This window comes from Anaeromyxobacter terrae, assembly GCF_022690685.1.
Classification (GTDB): Bacteria; Myxococcota; Myxococcia; order Myxococcales; family Anaeromyxobacteraceae; genus Anaeromyxobacter; species Anaeromyxobacter terrae.
The window spans coordinates 1-14,452 of sequence record NZ_JALCYY010000093.1 but is presented as its reverse complement, the minus strand read 5'-3'; the positions used below and the strand labels follow the sequence as shown (position 1 = coordinate 14,452).

Sequence of the window (14,452 nt, the reverse complement as noted above, 5' to 3'; positions counted from 1 at the left end):
CGGGAGGCGGCCCGGCTCGACGCGCTCGCCGCCGAGGCGGCGGAGCGGCGCGCCCAGGCGGAGGCGCGGCGCGAGGAGCGCGAGACGCTGCTCGCGGCGCTCCGCAGCGCGCGCGGGTTCCACGAGCGCGCGGCGCGGGAGGCTGCGGCGCAGGCGCGCCGCCTCGCGGACTTCGTGGCGACGCTCCCGCCGCCGCGGGTGGGCGGCGCGCTGCCGGGCGGGTTCTCCGCGCGGAAGGGACGGTTGCCGGCGCCCACCTCCGGCGCGATCGCGGTGGGCTTCGGCCGGATCGTGAACCCCAAGTTCAACACCGTCACCGTGCAGAACGGGCTCGACTTCGCCGCCCGCGCGGGCGCCCCGGTCCGCTCCGTCGCGCCGGGGCGGGTGGTGCACGCCGGCTGGTTCAAGGGGTACGGCAACCTCGTCATCGTGGAGCACGGGGAGGGCTACCACACGCTCTTCGCGCACCTCGGGGCGATGCAGACCGCGATGGGCGAGGTCGTCGACGCGGGCGCGGTCCTGGGCACGGTCGGGGACTCGGGCTCGCTCAAGGGTCCGTACCTGTACTTCGAGCTGCGCGAGCACGGGCGGCCGATAGATCCGCGCCCCTGGCTCGCGCCCTGAGGCGAACGACGGCTCCAACCCGCCGCGCGCGTCGGGTATGATCGCCGCCATGACGCGCCGGCCCGTCCTCTCCCGCCTCGCGCTCGTGGGCGCGCTCGCGGTCGCCTTCCTCGCCGGGCTCGGCGTGGAGCACGTGGCCTCTGCCTCCCGGCGCGGGGCCGCCGCGCCGTACCGCCCCCTCGACGTGTTCGCCGAGGTGCTCGAGAAGGTCGAGAACGACTACGTCGAGGACGTGAACGAGCAGGAGCTCGTCTACGGCGCCATCGACGGGGTCATCGGCCGGCTCGATCCGCACTCGGCGTTCATGCGCCCGGACGTGTACCGCCAGCTGCGGGAGGACACGACGGGCGAGTTCGACGGGCTCGGCCTCGAGGTCGCGCTCGCGAACGGCGCCCTCACCGTGGTCGCGCCGCTCGCGGACTCGCCCGGCGAGCGCGCCGGCCTGCACCCCGGCGATCGGATCCTCGCCATCGACGGGGCGCCCACGAAGGACATGGCGCTCGCCGAGGCCATCCGGCGCATGAAGGGCCCGGCGGGCACGCGGGCGGTGCTCGAGGTGATGCGCGACGGGTTCACCGCGCCGCAGGCGCTCACGCTCGTGCGCGATCGCGTGCGGACGCAGAGCGTCGAGCTCAAGATCCTCGACCCGGAGCGGCGCTACGCGTACGTGCGTGTGAAGGCGTTCCAGGAGCGGACCGACCGCGGCGTGAAGAAGGCGCTCGACGACGCGCGCGCCCGTCTCGGCGGCGAGCTGCGCGGCCTGGTCCTCGATCTCCGCAACGACCCCGGGGGCCTCCTCGATCAGGCGGTGCGTGTGGCGGACCTCTTCCTCGCCTCCGGGATCATCGTGACGACCGAGGGGCGTACCCGCCGCGACGTCCAGGTCGAGAAGGCGCGCGAGAAGGACACCGAGCCGCCGTACCCGGTGATCGTGCTCGTGAACAAGGGGACCGCGAGCGCGAGCGAGATCGTCGCGGGGGCGCTGCAGGATCACGGGCGCGCCGTGATCATGGGCACGCGGACGTTCGGCAAGGGCTCGGTGCAGACCATCGTCGAGCTCGAGGACGGCTCGGGGCTGAAGCTCACCGTCGCCCGCTACTTCACCCCGAAGCACCGCTCCATCCAGGAGCGGGGCATCACGCCCGACGTGGTCGTCGGCGAGGCGGCCCCCGCGGTGGTCGCGGACGCCACCCCCGGCGAGAGCGACCTGAAGGGTCACCTCCGCAACGAGTCCACCCCGGCGGGCGCTCCTGCCGGGCCAGGTCCCGCCGGCACGGGGGGCGAAGATCACCCCCTGCACACCGCCCTCGACTACCTGCGCGCCGTCGACATCCTCAAGGCCTCGTCGCCGCCGTCGCCGGGCATGGCGGCCATGCGTGAATGACCCGCGCGGCTACCCCCCGCGGGGGACCGTTCCGGAGGTCGCACCTGCCGCGCCTGCAGGCGCTCGGGTACGGGGGGGTAACCTGCGCGGAACAATCCCGTTTTCGCCTGTCGGGGCGCAGGTTTTGGCTTGATTGACTTCGCGGACGGGGAGGCTATAGTCCGCCCGGTTTTGCAGGTCCCCGCCAGGGGAGCGGTCGCCCTGCCGCATCCCGAAAAAACGGACAGATGAGCGCCATCGAGCTATCGGTCGTAGTCGCGTACGCCCTCCTGCTGCTGCTCCTCTCGGTGTACGGCTCGCACCGGTACGCGATGGCGTACCTGTACTACCGGCACAAGTACCGGCTGCCGTCGCCGATGGGCCGCTTCGAGCGGCTCCCGCGCGTCACCATCCAGCTGCCGATCTTCAACGAGATGTACGTGACGGAGCGGCTCATCGACGCCGTCGCGAAGATGGACTACCCGCGCGATCTCCTCGAGATCCAGGTGCTCGACGACTCGACCGACGAGACGCAGGGCATCGCCCACGCGTGCGTCGAGCGGCACCGGAAGGGTGGGCTCGACATCGCCTACGTCCACCGCACGAACCGCAAGGGCTTCAAGGCGGGCGCGCTCGAGCACGGGCTCACGCTCGCGAAGGGCGAGCTCGTCGCGGTGTTCGACGCGGACTTCGTCCCCGAGCCGGACTTCCTCCGCCGCACCGTCGACTTCTTCACCGACCCGCAGATCGGCATGGTCCAGACGCGCTGGGGCCACCTGAACCGCTCGTACTCGCTCCTCACCGAGGCGCAGGCGATCCTGCTCGACGGCCACTTCGTCATCGAGCACACCGCGCGCAACCGCTCGGGCCTGTTCTTCAACTTCAACGGCACCGCCGGGATCTGGCGCCGCGAGGCGATCGCGAGCGGCGGCGGCTGGCAGCACGACACGCTCACCGAGGACCTCGACCTCTCGTACCGCACGCAGATGAAGGGCTGGAAGTTCGTCTACCTCCCGCACCTCGTGACGCCGGCCGAGGTCCCGGTCGAGATGAGCGCGTTCAAGAGCCAGCAGCACCGCTGGGCCAAGGGCTCCATCCAGACGGCGCTGAAGCTCCTCCCGCTCATCCGCCGCGCGGACGTGCCGAAGGCGGTCAAGCGGGAGGCGTTCATGCACCTCACCGCGAACCTCGGGTATCTCATGATGATCCCGCTCGCCATCCTCCTGCCGATCACGGTGGTGGTGCGGGTCTCGCACGGCGCGCTCGAGGTGCTGTTCCTCGACCTGCCGTTCTTCGCCGCGGCGACCTTCAGCGTCGTCTTCTTCTACGTGGCGAGCCAGCGCGAGCAGGGGAAGACGCGCTGGGAGCGCGTGAAGTACCTGCCGTTCGTGATGGCGCTCGGCATCGGCCTCGCGGTGAACCAGGCGCGCGCGGTCGTCGAGGCGCTCATGGGCTACGAGACCGGCTTCACCCGCACGCCCAAGCACGGCGTGAAGTCGGCGGGCGACTCGGTCGCGAAGAAGCGCTACAAGGCGGCGCTCACGTTCCAGCCCATCGTCGAGCTCGCGCTCGCCGGCTACATGACCTACGGCGTGCTCTACCTCGTCGAGCGGGGCGTCTACTACTCGCTGCCGTTCCTCGTGCTGTTCCAGGTCGGCTTCGGCTACGTGGGCCTCGCGAGCCTCTACGAGGGCGTGCGAGGCTACTTCGCGCGGTCCGCCCGGCAGATGGCGCCGCAGCCCTCCGCCGAGTAGCCGCCGGCGAAGAAGGGCGTGAAGCAGAGCGCGGCCTCCGGGCCGCGTTCGTCGTTGGAGGGGTGCCGCTCCCGGGCGCGCCGGGCAGCCGCTCAGCGCACCTCGACGAGCGGCCGCTCGTACACGGCGACGCCGCCGTCGAGGCGCCCGATCTCGCCGAACCCGACCCGCTCCCAGAACGCCTGCGCTCCCGGGTTCTCGTCGCCGACCGAGCAGCGCAGCGCCGCGAAGCCGGCGCGCTGCAGGGCGTGCTCCAGGGCCGCGACGGTCTCCTTCCCGTAGCCGATGCCCTGGCACGACTCGCGGAAGAGCAGGAGGCCCACGTGCGCGACCCCGGGCTCCGGGTGGTGGAGGTACAGGTCGAGGACCCCGACCGCCGCGCCGCCGCTGTGCGGGACGAGGGAGTACACGCGCCGCGTGTCGTCCGCCTCCGCCTCCTCCACGAGGCGCAGCGCGGCGTCCCGCTCCGGCTGGCGGCCCTCCGTGCGCTGCCAGTAGTCGGGGGCGCCCTCCAGGCAGGCCTGCACCTCGGCGAGGTGCGAGCGATCGACGAGGACGGCGCGAAGGCGCGGCCCGTCGATCGGCGGGAGGAGCTGTCGGGCGGGGCCAGCGGAGGAGGTGCGCGTCGTCGCCATGGAGGACCTCTCTCGAACGGGCCATAGCCCGGGCCGAGCGGGCGGGTCAAGGCGCGCCGCCCCCCGGGGCGCGCCCTCACCCGAGCAGGAGCCGGAGCGCGGCGGGATCGGCGAGGGTGGGGGAGACGTGGTCGGCGCCGCAGGCGGCGAGCTCCTCGGCGGCGTAGCGCCCGGTCGCCACCGCGAGCACCGGGCAGCCGACGTGCCGCGCCGCCGCGACGTCGCGCGGAGTGTCGCCGACGACGAGCGCCTCGCGCGCGTGCACGGCGCGGCCGAGGCGCACCGAGGCGCGAGCGAGAGCCGCCGCCACCACCCGCTCGCGCGCCTCGCCGTCGTGGGCGAACCCGCCGATCGCCAGCGGGCCCCACTCGAAGTGGTGGTCGAGCGCGCCGCGGGCGAGCTTCACCCGGGCCCCGTCCACGAGGTTGCCCGTGCACAGCCCGAACGGGAGCGCCCGCGCGCGCAGCGCCTCGAGCAGCGACGCGACCCCGGGGAGCACCTCGTAGCGCGGGTCAGCGATCTCCTCGCGAAGGTGCGAGAGGTAGCGGTCGAGGACGCCGTCGCAGGCCGCGTCCGAGAAGGCGTGGCCGAGGAGTCCCAGCGCCTCGCGCACGATGAGCCGGTCCGTCATCCCATCGAGGCGGAGCCCCGCGAGGCGCCCGGCGAGCGGCCCGCAGCGCTCCTCGAGCGCGCGCTCCAGGGCACGGCGCCCGGCGCCGCCCGCGGAGACGAGCGTGCCGTCGATGTCGAACAGGATGACCGCGAAGGGATCCATGTGCATTCCCGGAAGCTTAGCGACCGATCATGATTCGTGAACCGTCAGCGAGCGAACCGAGCCCGCCGGCGGAGAGCAAGGGGCAGCGCGAGCGCGCGCAGCCGGGGAAGGCTGCGCCGGAGCGAGCCGGGGGTCCGGGGGGGACGCGGCGTGTGCGTCCCCCCGGCAAGAAGCCCAGCCCCCGTTCAATCAAATAGCGCCTGCACGAACTCGGCGGGCAAGAACGGCCGGAGGTCCGCGACGCTCTCGCCGACGCCCACGTAGCGCACCGGGATCCCGAGCTCGTCGCAGATGCCGATGACGACGCCACCCTTGGCGGTGCCGTCGAGCTTCGTGAGCACGATCCCGGTGACGCCGAGGGCCTCGTGGAACTGGCGCGCCTGCGCGATGGCGTTCTGGCCGTTCGTGGAGTCGAGGACGAGCAGGACCTCGTGCGGCGCGCCCTCGGCCGCCTTGCCGATGACGCGCTTCACCTTCTTCAGCTCCTCCATGAGCGGCGCCTTCGTGTGGAGCCGGCCGGCGGTGTCGCACAGCACGACGTCCGCGCCGTCCTGCGCTCCGCGCTGCACGGCCTCGAAGCAGACGCTCGCCGGATCGGCGCCCTCCTTGCCCCGCACGATGGGCGCGCCGACGCGCTCCGCCCAGATCTCGAGCTGCTCGCCGGCGGCGGCCCGGAAGGTGTCGCCCGCGCCGAGGAGGACCCGCTTGCCCTCGCCCTGGAGCTTCGAGGCGAGCTTGCCGATGGTGGTCGTCTTCCCCGAGCCGTTCACGCCGACGACCATCACCACCCAGGGGCGCGCCGCCCCGATCTCGAGCGGGCGCCGCGTGGCGGGATCGCCCCCGAGCGCGAGGATGCGCGCGATCTCCTCGCGGAGCGCGTCCTTCAGCCGCTCGGGATCCGAGAGCTCCCGCCGCCTGACCTTCTCGCGGGCGGACTCGAGGAGCTTCGTCGCGGTCTTGACGCCGATGTCGGCCGTGAAGAGGACCTCCTCCAGATCGGCGAGCACCGCGTCGTCGACGAGCCGCCCGCCCGAGAACAGGGCGTTCAGCCGCGCCATGAAGCCGCCGCGCGTCTTCTCGAGCCCGGCGGCGAGCGTCTTGCCCGCCTCGGCCTCCGCGCGCCTCCGGCGCTCCTCCTCCTCGCGGCGCTTCGCCTCCTCGGCCTCGCGCGCGGCGCGCGCCGCCTCCTCGCGCGCAGCCGCCTCCGCCTCGTCGCGCTCGCGCTGGCGGCGCTCGCGCTCGAGCCGGTCCGCCTCCTTCTTGCGGCGGTACTCCTCCTTCTTGCGCGCCTCCTCGGTCTCGCGGGGAACGCCGGGCGCTCCTCGCGGCGCGGGCACCTGCACCGGCGCGGGCGGCGGAGGCGCGACGGGCGGCGGCAGCCTGGCCGAGGGGGGCGGGAGCGCCTCCGGGCCGCCGGCGAGCTCGCGCTCGATCTCCTCGGACGGGACCGGCGGCCCCGGCGGCGGGCGCCGGCGGCGCGCGATCCGGACCGCGGCCACGACGACGAGGAGGGCGAGGAGGACGACGACCGCGATCGCGATCCAGTCGTTCGGGGTCAGCGTCTCGAGGAAGGATTCGGGGCGCGGCGGCACGCGGGGCTCCATTCGAGCTGTGGGGGCCGACGCGGCCGACCCCGGACTCCCGCGCGCTCCGGGGCCGGCTCGTCCGCCGGCTCCCTTCGCGCGCCAGGAAAGTCGGCACTCTATAGGGGCCGGCGGAACGGTGTGTCAACGCGCAGGGCGCGGGGCGGCCCTTCCGTCGTGGCGAAAACCGTTCGCGCCTCCCCCGGTAAGGCCGGATGGGCGGGCCGGGGAGCCTGCGACAGGGGTGTCCAAGGCTGCGCAGGGAGCCATGACGCGCGTCAACGCTCGGGCGCGCTCCAACGCGCGACCCCGCGCGCCGCAGCGCGGGGCGCGGCGGGGTGCCGCGACGCCGGGAGCCCGGCGCATCCGTTACGCGTGGTGTTAACGCGACGGCGGCGCGCGCCGCACGATCCGCCCGCGCGCACGCGGGGTTATCGCTTTGTCCGCCAACGGATTTGACTTAACGCAGGGTGCCTCCGTTACGGTCGCGCTCGCGTGTCGATCGATCCCGCGCGACCCTTCGATGAAACGCGCGAAGCGAGGCACGCCCGTCTGAACCCGAAGTGAGCCAAGGAGCCCATCGTGACCAAGGAACTCTCCCGTAGAAACCTGCTCGGCCGCGCCGGCCTCGCGCTCGGCGGCGCCGTGACGCTCGGCGTCCTGCAGGCCTGCGGCTCGGACTCGGATCCGGCCCCGCAAGAGACGCCGCAGGAGCCGGCCGCGGGGCCACAGGTCGCCGACTTCCCCTACGAGCAGCACCTCCCCGCCGGCTACCGGCTCGACCCGGCGCCGATCCGCGAGGCGGCCTACCAGGCGTACTACGCGGGCGGCTGCTGCCACGGCGCGTACAGCGCCCTGGTCGGCCACCTGGCGCAGACCGCGGGCGCGCCGTTCACGCTGCTGCCGCTCGACTTCGGCAAGTTCGGCGGCGGCGGCATCGCGAGCTACGGCAGCATCTGCGGCAGCGTCCTCGGCGGCGTGCTCGTGACGAACATGGTGGTCGCCGACGCCACGGCGCGCGGCGCGATCATGACCGACCTCATGCGCTGGTACGAGGGCGCGAGCTTCCCGCAGTACGATCCGAAGGCCGTGAACGCCGGCGAGACCGGGCTCGTGAAGGACTTCAGCGCGGGGAACCTCGTGAACCTGCAGCGGGTCCCCGGCTCGCACCTGTGCCACGCGTCCGTGTCCGGCTGGTGCGCCGCGAACGGCGTCTCCGCGACGGGCGCCGACAAGAAGGCGCGCTGCGCCCGGCTCACGGCGGACGTCGCCGGCAAGGTCGCCGAGCTCCTGAACGCCTACCTCGAGACGAAGACGTTCACGGCGGCGCCGATCGATGACACGTCGAAGACGTGCCTCGTCTGCCACCCCGGCACCAGCACGACCGAGCCCGTGGCGAGCGGCATGACCTGCACGACCTGCCACCCCGACAAGACGACGGGGCACCCCGCCCTGTAGCCATCGGCGCGAACGACCCCTGATGCACGAAGAGCCCGGCCGCCGGCCGGGCTCTTCTGTCTTCCAGGGACCGCGTCGCGCGCCGATGCCTCATGGCCGTGGCCGCTTGCGGCTCGTGCTTCGACAAGCTCAGCACGAGCGGATCAAAGACCGCTCGCCCTGAGCCCGTCGAAGGGCGAGGAGTGGACGGGGTCGACTCGAGCGATCAGCGCCATCAGGCCGCGGCGGCCTCCTTGGTGCGCTCGGAGAGCCGGACTGAGACGAGCTTCGAGACGCCCGGCTCCTGCATGGTGACCCCGTAGAGCGTGTCCACCATCTCCATCGTCCGCTTGTTGTGCGTGATGAGGATGAACTGCGAGTTCTTGGACATCTCCTTCACCATCTCGTTGTAGCGGCCGACGTTCGCGTCGTCGAGCGGGGCGTCGACCTCGTCGAGGAGGCAGAACGGCGTCGGCTTGATGAGGAAGATCGCGAAGATGAGCGACACCGCGGTGAGCGCCTTCTCGCCGCCGGAGAGCAGGTTCACGCTCTGCAGCTTCTTGCCCGGCGGCTGGGAGAAGATCTCGACGCCCGCCTCCCCGTCGCCCTCCGGCTGGGTGAGCACGAGCCCGGCGCGGCCGCCGTTGAACAGGCGCGGGAAGACCGCCTGGAACTTCTCGTTCACGAGATCGAACGTCTCCTGGAAGCGCTCGCGCGAGGCGCGGTTGATCTTCACGATCGCGGCCTTGAGATCGGCGAGCGAGCGCTCGAGATCCGTCTTCTGCGCGCTCATGAACTCGTGGCGGCGGGCGAGGTCGTCGTACTCCTCGATCGCCGTCAGGTTGATCGCGCCCATCCGCTCGGCCTGCGCCTTCAGCTCGTCGAGCCTCTCGCGCTCGGCCTCGCCCGGCGGCCGCTCGAGGTGGAAGCGCGCCACCTCCCACTTGAGCTCCGCCTGGCAGCGCTCGCGGGTCTGCTCCTCGAGGTGGCTGAGCTCGAGGGCGTGCTCGCGCGCCGTGAGCGCCGCCTCGCCCATCGCGCCCCGGGCCGTCTCGGCGCGCGTCCGGAGCTCGCGGGCCTCCGCCTCGCGGGCGCGCGAGGCGACGGCCCGCCCCTCGTGGTCGGCGCGCGACCGGGCGAGCTCCTCCTGCACGCCGGCGAGGTCCTGCGAGAGGCGGTCGAGGTCGACGCGCGTGCCATCGAGCCGGCTGCGCAGCTCCGCCGCGCGGGCGTTCGCCTCGGAGAGCGCCGCGAACAGGCGCGCCCGCCGCTCGTCGACCTCGCGCCGCGCGTCGTCGATGCGCTTCAGCGCGGCGCCGATCCCCTCGCGGCGCTCGGCGTCGGCCGCGACCTTCACCTTGAGGTTCATCAGCTCGGCGGTGAGGACGTCGCCGCGCTGGCGGGTCTGCTCGAGCCGGAGGACCGCGTCGCGGGCGCGCTCCTCCGCGCGCGAGGCCTCCGCCTCGGCCGTCGCCGCGGCGACCCGATGCTCCTCCTCCTCGCGCGAGAACGCCGCGAGCGTCTCCTCGAGCTGCGAGCGCTCGATCTCGAGGGCGCCCATGCGCTCGCCGACGCGCTCGAGCTCCTCGCCGACGCGGGCGAGGTCCTTCTCCTGGTCGAGGAGCGCGAGCTCCTTCTCGCGCCCGTCCTTGTCGAGGCTCTTCAGCGCCGCCTCGAGCTGGAGCAGGCGCGCCTGCAGGGTGCGGTGCCGCTCCTGCGCGAGCGAGAAGTCCGCCTCGAACGAGCGGACCACGTCCTCGAGCTCCTGCGCCTCGCGCCGCCGCTGCAGCGCGCCGTGGCCCTCGCCCTCGAGCGGGCCGCCGGTGACGACGCCGTACGGATCGAGCACCTCGCCGTCGAGCGTCACGAGCGTCCGCTTGTCGCCGCTCTGCTGCCAGATCTCGAGCGCGGCCGGGAGGTCGCGGACGATGAGCGCGTCCCCGAGCAGGAAGCGGACGACCTTCTCGTAGGAAGGCTCGAAGCGGATGACGTCGAGGCAGCTCGCGACGACGCCGGGGTGGAGGAGGTCGGCCGCGTCGCCGCCCGGGGCCGCGTCGCGCAGGCGCGCCATCGGGATGAGGGAGGCGCGCCCCTCGGCGGCGGATTTCAGATAATCGATCGCCTCGACGCCCTGCGAGTGGCTCTCGACGATGACGTACTGGAGCCGCTCGCCCAGCACCGCCTCGATCGCGTTCTCGTACTCGGCCGGCGCGGACACGACGTCGGCGACGAGGCCGAAGACGCCGCGGTCGCGCGACTCCGCCTGGCCGGCCCGGGTCATGAGGCTCCGCACGCCGCGGCCGTAGCCCTCGTAGTTGCGGACGATCTCGAGGAGGCTGTTGAGGCGCGAGCGCTTGTCGGCGAGCTCCTCGCGGAGCGTGATGAGCCGGGCCTCGTTCTGGATGAACTCGGCGCGCGTGCGCTCGAGCATCTCCTCCTGGGCGCCGCGCTGCTCGTCGAGCCGGAGCTTGAGCTGGCGGGTCTGGCCGAGCTTCTCGACGAAGCGCGAGCGCGAGCCGTCGAGCTGGGAGGCGCGCTGGGCGAGGTCGTCGGCCTCGCCGCGGTTCTTCTGGATGCGGCCGCGCAGGTCGAGCCGCTGCCGCTCGATCTGCGCGAGCTGGCTCTTGTGGCTCGTCGCCTCGGAGAGCGCGGCCGCGGCGGCGGCGCGGGCGCGATCCGCCTCGCCCTGCAGCGCGCCCTGCTCGCGGCCGGCGTCGCGGAGCGCGGCCTCGGCGTCCACGAGCCGGGTCTCGTCGGTGGTGACGAGCGACTGGAGGTCGTCGCGCTGCTGGAGGAGCGCCTCGCGCTCCTGCGCGAGCGCCTCCGCCTGCGCCTTCAGCGTCTCGACCTCGGCGGCCTGCGCGCGCGTCCGCTCGGCGATCTGCTCGAGCTCGCGCGCCGCGGCCTCGACCGACACCTCGGAGACCCGCGCCTGGCTCTCGAGCGCGTGCTCCCTTCCGGTGAGGTCGGCGAGGCGGGCCTCGCTCTCCGCGAGCAGCGCGCGGTCGCCGTCGAGCGCGCCGTCGAGCTCGGCGAGGCGCGCGACGACCTCGGCCTCCTCGGCCTTGAGCGTCGCGTGGCGATCCTCGGCGGCCCGGCGGGTCGCGGTCAGCTCGAGGTAGCGGGCCGCGGCCGCCTGGAGCTCGAGCTCGCGGACCTGCGCGCGGAGCGCCTTGTACTTCTCCGCCTTGCGCGCCTGGCGGTTCAGGCTCTCGAGCTGCTTGCTCAGCTCCTGGACGATGTCCGCGACGCGCAGCATGTTCTGCTGCGTCGCCTCCATCTTCCGCTCGGCCGCCTCGCGCCGCTTCTTGTACTTCGTGATCCCGGCGGCCTCCTCGATGATCGCCCGCCGGTCCTCGGGGCGGGCGGAGACGATCTGACCGATGCGGCCCTGCTCGATGATCGAGTAAGCGGTCCGCCCGACGCCCGAGCCGAAGAAGATGTCGTTCACGTCGAGCAGTCGCGACTGCACGCCGTTCACGAGGTACTCGGACTCGCCGCTGCGGAACAGGCGGCGGCCCACGGTGATCTCGGAGAACCCCTGGTACTGGACCGGCAGCTCGCTCGGCCGGTCGTTCTCGAAGGTGAGCATCACCTCCGCCATGGAGAGCGGAGGCTTCGACTCCGAGCCGTTGAAGATCACGTCCTCCATCGAGCGGCCGCGCAGGTGGCGGGCGGACTGCTCGCCGAGCACCCAGCGGATCGCGTCCGCGACGTTGGACTTCCCGCACCCGTTCGGGCCCACGACGCCCGTGACGCCCTCGTCGAAGGCGACCACGGTCTTGTCCATGAACGACTTGAAGCCGACGATGTCGAGCCGCCGGATGCGCATGGCGAACCCGATATCACGACCCCATGGGCGGCTTCAAGGGAAGCCCTTGATCAGAGGGAGGTTTTCCCGGGGTCCGGGCGGGGCCCCGCCGGGCATGGGTCCGATTTCGCCCATGAGAACGCGGCGTTGCGTGACGAGGCATGTATCGCCACGCCGACGGTCGCTCGGACGACCCCCTACTGGCCAGCCGGAACGGGCCGGAGCTGCGGTCTCGAGACGCTTCCGGCGATCTGGAAGTTCCACGCGCCGTCGCGACCGCGCGAGGAGGCGAGGGCAGCCTCGGCGAGCCCCTTGAACGCCTGGGTCTCGCGGCGCGCCCAGAACGCGTCCTTCACCTTGAGCTTCGCCTTCCCGGAGATCGGGGCGAACTCGAGCCGCGGCTGGAGCACCGCGTAGAGCCCCTCGGCGGTGAAGTCGGCGTCGCCGCCCCTCGCCTCGAGCTTCTCGAACGTGGCCTTCCCCTGGTCGAGCTTCACTGCCGCCACGAGCTCGCCGAGCCCGAGCTTCGGGAGGGCGAGGCCGCTCGTCATCCCCGGCACCGGGAGCTGGCCCCCGTTCACGCCGGCTTCCTTCACGGTCACGTCGATCCGGCCCTTCGGCTGGCCGTTCGGCGCTGCGGGGACCTGGACCTCGGCCTTGCCCGAGAGCCTCCCGACGAGGTCCAAACCCGAGGCCTTGCGGAGCGGCAGCGCGCGCGCGAGGTCCACGCCCTTCGCCGCGATCGCGAGCTCCCGCTCGTCGCCGGAGAGGTCCGCCGTCCCCGACACCTCGCCGTCGTACAGGCGCGCGTCGAACGCGACGCTGCGCCTGCCGGTGAGGAGCGGCAGCAGCCGGAGCGAGGCGGTGAGCTCGTCGAGTGGGATCTTGAGGCCGGAGGCGGCCTCCACCGTGACGCCCTCGGCGCGGATCCCGGCGAACCCGCCCGGCCCCACGTCCGCCATGTCGATCTGCCAGCCGCGCGCGGCGGCCTCGAGGACGATGCGCTGCTTCACCGCGTCGGCGGGGAAGGTGAGGCGGAGCGCGAGGAGGAAGGCGGCGAGGGTGAACGCGCCGTAGAGGAGGCGCGGGCGCCAGCGGATCCAGTCGATCGTCATGGGCGCGCTCAGCTCCGGAGCTGGTAGGTGGAGACGACGAGGGTCGCGTCGACGAGCGCAGGATCGTCGGAGCGCGTCGTGACCCGGATCCGCCGGACCTTGACCACCCCGGCGCCGCGCTCGAGCGACTGGAGGAGCCGCGCGAGGCGGGGCAGGTCGATGCGGGCGAGGTTCACCTCGACCGACTCCTCGCGGATCCCCTCGAGGTCCGCCGGTGCGCCGGTGGGGCGGAGGTCGTTCACCTCGATCCCGAGCGCCGCGCCCGCCTGCGAGATGTGGCTCATGAGCTGGATCGGCTGTCCCTTGAGGCGCGCCTCCAGGGCGCTGCGCTCGGCCTGGTTGCGCCGGTAGCCCTCGGCCAGCTTGCCGAACTGCGACATCACCTTGGTCTTCTGGTCGATGCGCTCCTCGCGCGCCGCCATCCCCGAGGAGATCTGGAACGAGACGAGCCAGACGACGAACGCGACCACCGCGACCGCCGCGGCGGTCACCATCACGCGCTCGCGCGGAGACAGCTTCGCGAGCCACGCCTCCGCGTCGGCGCGGAGCTTCCGGAGCCGCTCCAGCATCTATCCCCTCCCGCCCGGCGCGGCCGGGCCCGACTCGAGGCAGGTGATCCCCGCGTCGATGGAGAACTCGAACTTCCCGTCGGACCCGCGCCGCCGCGCGCCACCGGAGCGCGCGTCGCCGAAGCACCGCGAGGCCTGCAGCGCCGAGACGATCTTGTCGACGTTCTCGGCGGCGTCGGTCGTGCCCTGGAGGTGGAGCTTGTCCTTCGTCACCTCCATGCGGTCGAGCCGGAGCGGCACGTCCGGCACGCGCTGCGCGAGCTCGGCGAACACCTCGACCGCGGAGATCCGCGGGATCGCCGCGCCCGGCGTCCCGCGGCCGCGCAGGATGGCCTGGGCCTCCTCGAAGCTCGGGTAGCACTTGCCGAGGATGCGCTGCTCCGACTCGCACAGCGCGTCGTCGAGCGCCTTCTCCTGGCGGGCGAGCGCGAAGAGCCGCACGCCCGAGCTCATCACGGCGAGCAGGACGAGGACCGCGGCGAACACGCCGAGGCGCGTGACCTTCCCCTTCACGTGCTCGAAGTCGCGCGTGTAGGCGAGCGCGCCGCGGCGCAGGTTGAGGCGCGGCGCGCGCGCGCCCTGGTGGCCGCGCAGGGCGAGGGCCAGGGCGAGCGCGAGGCCGGGGGCCTCCTCCGGGGCGAGCCGCTCGGCGGCGGGGCCGGCGAGCTCGAGCGGCGCGACCGGCCCGTCCACCTCCGGCGCGACCGCCTCGGCGAGCGCGGGGACCCGGGCCAGCCCGCCGCAGAGGACGATCCGCCGGACGGGGCGGCCGGCGCGGGTGCGCCA

11 protein-coding genes are annotated in these 14,452 nt (G+C 73.3%); 4 read left to right on the top strand and 7 right to left on the bottom strand.

Features of this window, described 5'->3' with window-relative positions; translation table 11 throughout:
- The 3 genes from MNY62_RS24010 to MNY62_RS24000 all read left to right on the top strand — a co-directional run.
- Nucleotides 1-624 (top strand): murein hydrolase activator EnvC family protein (locus tag MNY62_RS24010; RefSeq protein ID WP_242346865.1); only part of this gene is annotated, 624 nt, incomplete at its 5' end.
- Between the two features lie 49 nt (nucleotides 625-673).
- Nucleotides 674-2,008 (top strand): S41 family peptidase, encoded by a 1,335-nt coding sequence (locus MNY62_RS24005; protein ID WP_242346864.1) that lies wholly within the window; start codon nucleotides 674-676, stop codon nucleotides 2,006-2,008.
- A gap of 227 nt (nucleotides 2,009-2,235) precedes the next feature.
- Entirely contained in the window at nucleotides 2,236-3,741 is a 1,506-nt protein-coding gene (locus MNY62_RS24000) for a cellulose synthase family protein (protein WP_242346863.1), read from the top strand.
- Nucleotides 3,742-3,833: 92 nt separating this feature from the next.
- Here the strand turns inward: MNY62_RS24000 and MNY62_RS23995 are convergent, their stop codons facing one another.
- The 3 genes from MNY62_RS23995 to ftsY all read right to left on the bottom strand — a co-directional run bounded on the left by MNY62_RS23995 (nucleotide 3,834) and on the right by ftsY (nucleotide 6,743).
- Entirely contained in the window at nucleotides 3,834-4,376 is a 543-nt protein-coding gene (locus MNY62_RS23995) for a GNAT family N-acetyltransferase (RefSeq protein ID WP_242346862.1), read from the bottom strand.
- A 76-nt stretch (nucleotides 4,377-4,452) separates the two neighbouring features.
- Nucleotides 4,453-5,157 carry an HAD family hydrolase gene (locus MNY62_RS23990; RefSeq protein WP_242346861.1) on the bottom strand — a complete coding sequence of 235 codons (705 nt, stop codon included), beginning with the start codon at nucleotides 5,155-5,157 and terminating at the stop codon, nucleotides 4,453-4,455.
- A gap of 179 nt (nucleotides 5,158-5,336) precedes the next feature.
- A complete protein-coding gene (gene ftsY / locus MNY62_RS23985) occupies nucleotides 5,337-6,743 on the bottom strand; it encodes a signal recognition particle-docking protein FtsY (protein WP_408629104.1) in 1,407 nt (468 codons plus the stop codon).
- 573 nt (nucleotides 6,744-7,316) lie between these two features.
- On the opposite strand from ftsY, the gene MNY62_RS23980 reads away from it, so the two are divergent.
- A complete protein-coding gene (locus MNY62_RS23980) occupies nucleotides 7,317-8,192 on the top strand; it encodes a C-GCAxxG-C-C family (seleno)protein (RefSeq protein WP_242346859.1) in 876 nt (291 codons plus the stop codon).
- Nucleotides 8,193-8,406: 214 nt separating this feature from the next.
- Here the strand turns inward: MNY62_RS23980 and smc are convergent, their stop codons facing one another.
- From smc to MNY62_RS23960, 4 genes are all read right to left on the bottom strand, one after another.
- On the bottom strand, nucleotides 8,407-12,003 hold the full coding sequence (smc, locus tag MNY62_RS23975) for a chromosome segregation protein SMC (protein WP_242346858.1): 3,597 nt from the start codon (nucleotides 12,001-12,003) through the stop codon (nucleotides 8,407-8,409).
- Nucleotides 12,004-12,179: 176 nt separating this feature from the next.
- The gene (gene gspN / locus MNY62_RS23970; RefSeq protein ID WP_242346857.1) at nucleotides 12,180-13,097 is read right to left on the bottom strand and encodes a type II secretion system protein GspN; all 918 of its coding nucleotides are present in this window, start codon (nucleotides 13,095-13,097) and stop codon (nucleotides 12,180-12,182) included.
- An 8-nt stretch (nucleotides 13,098-13,105) separates the two neighbouring features.
- A complete protein-coding gene (gspM, locus tag MNY62_RS23965; RefSeq protein WP_242346856.1) occupies nucleotides 13,106-13,666 on the bottom strand; it encodes a type II secretion system protein GspM in 561 nt (186 codons plus the stop codon).
- A partial coding sequence (locus tag MNY62_RS23960) for a PilN domain-containing protein (RefSeq protein ID WP_242346855.1) occupies nucleotides 13,667-14,452 on the bottom strand: 786 nt, incomplete at its 5' end.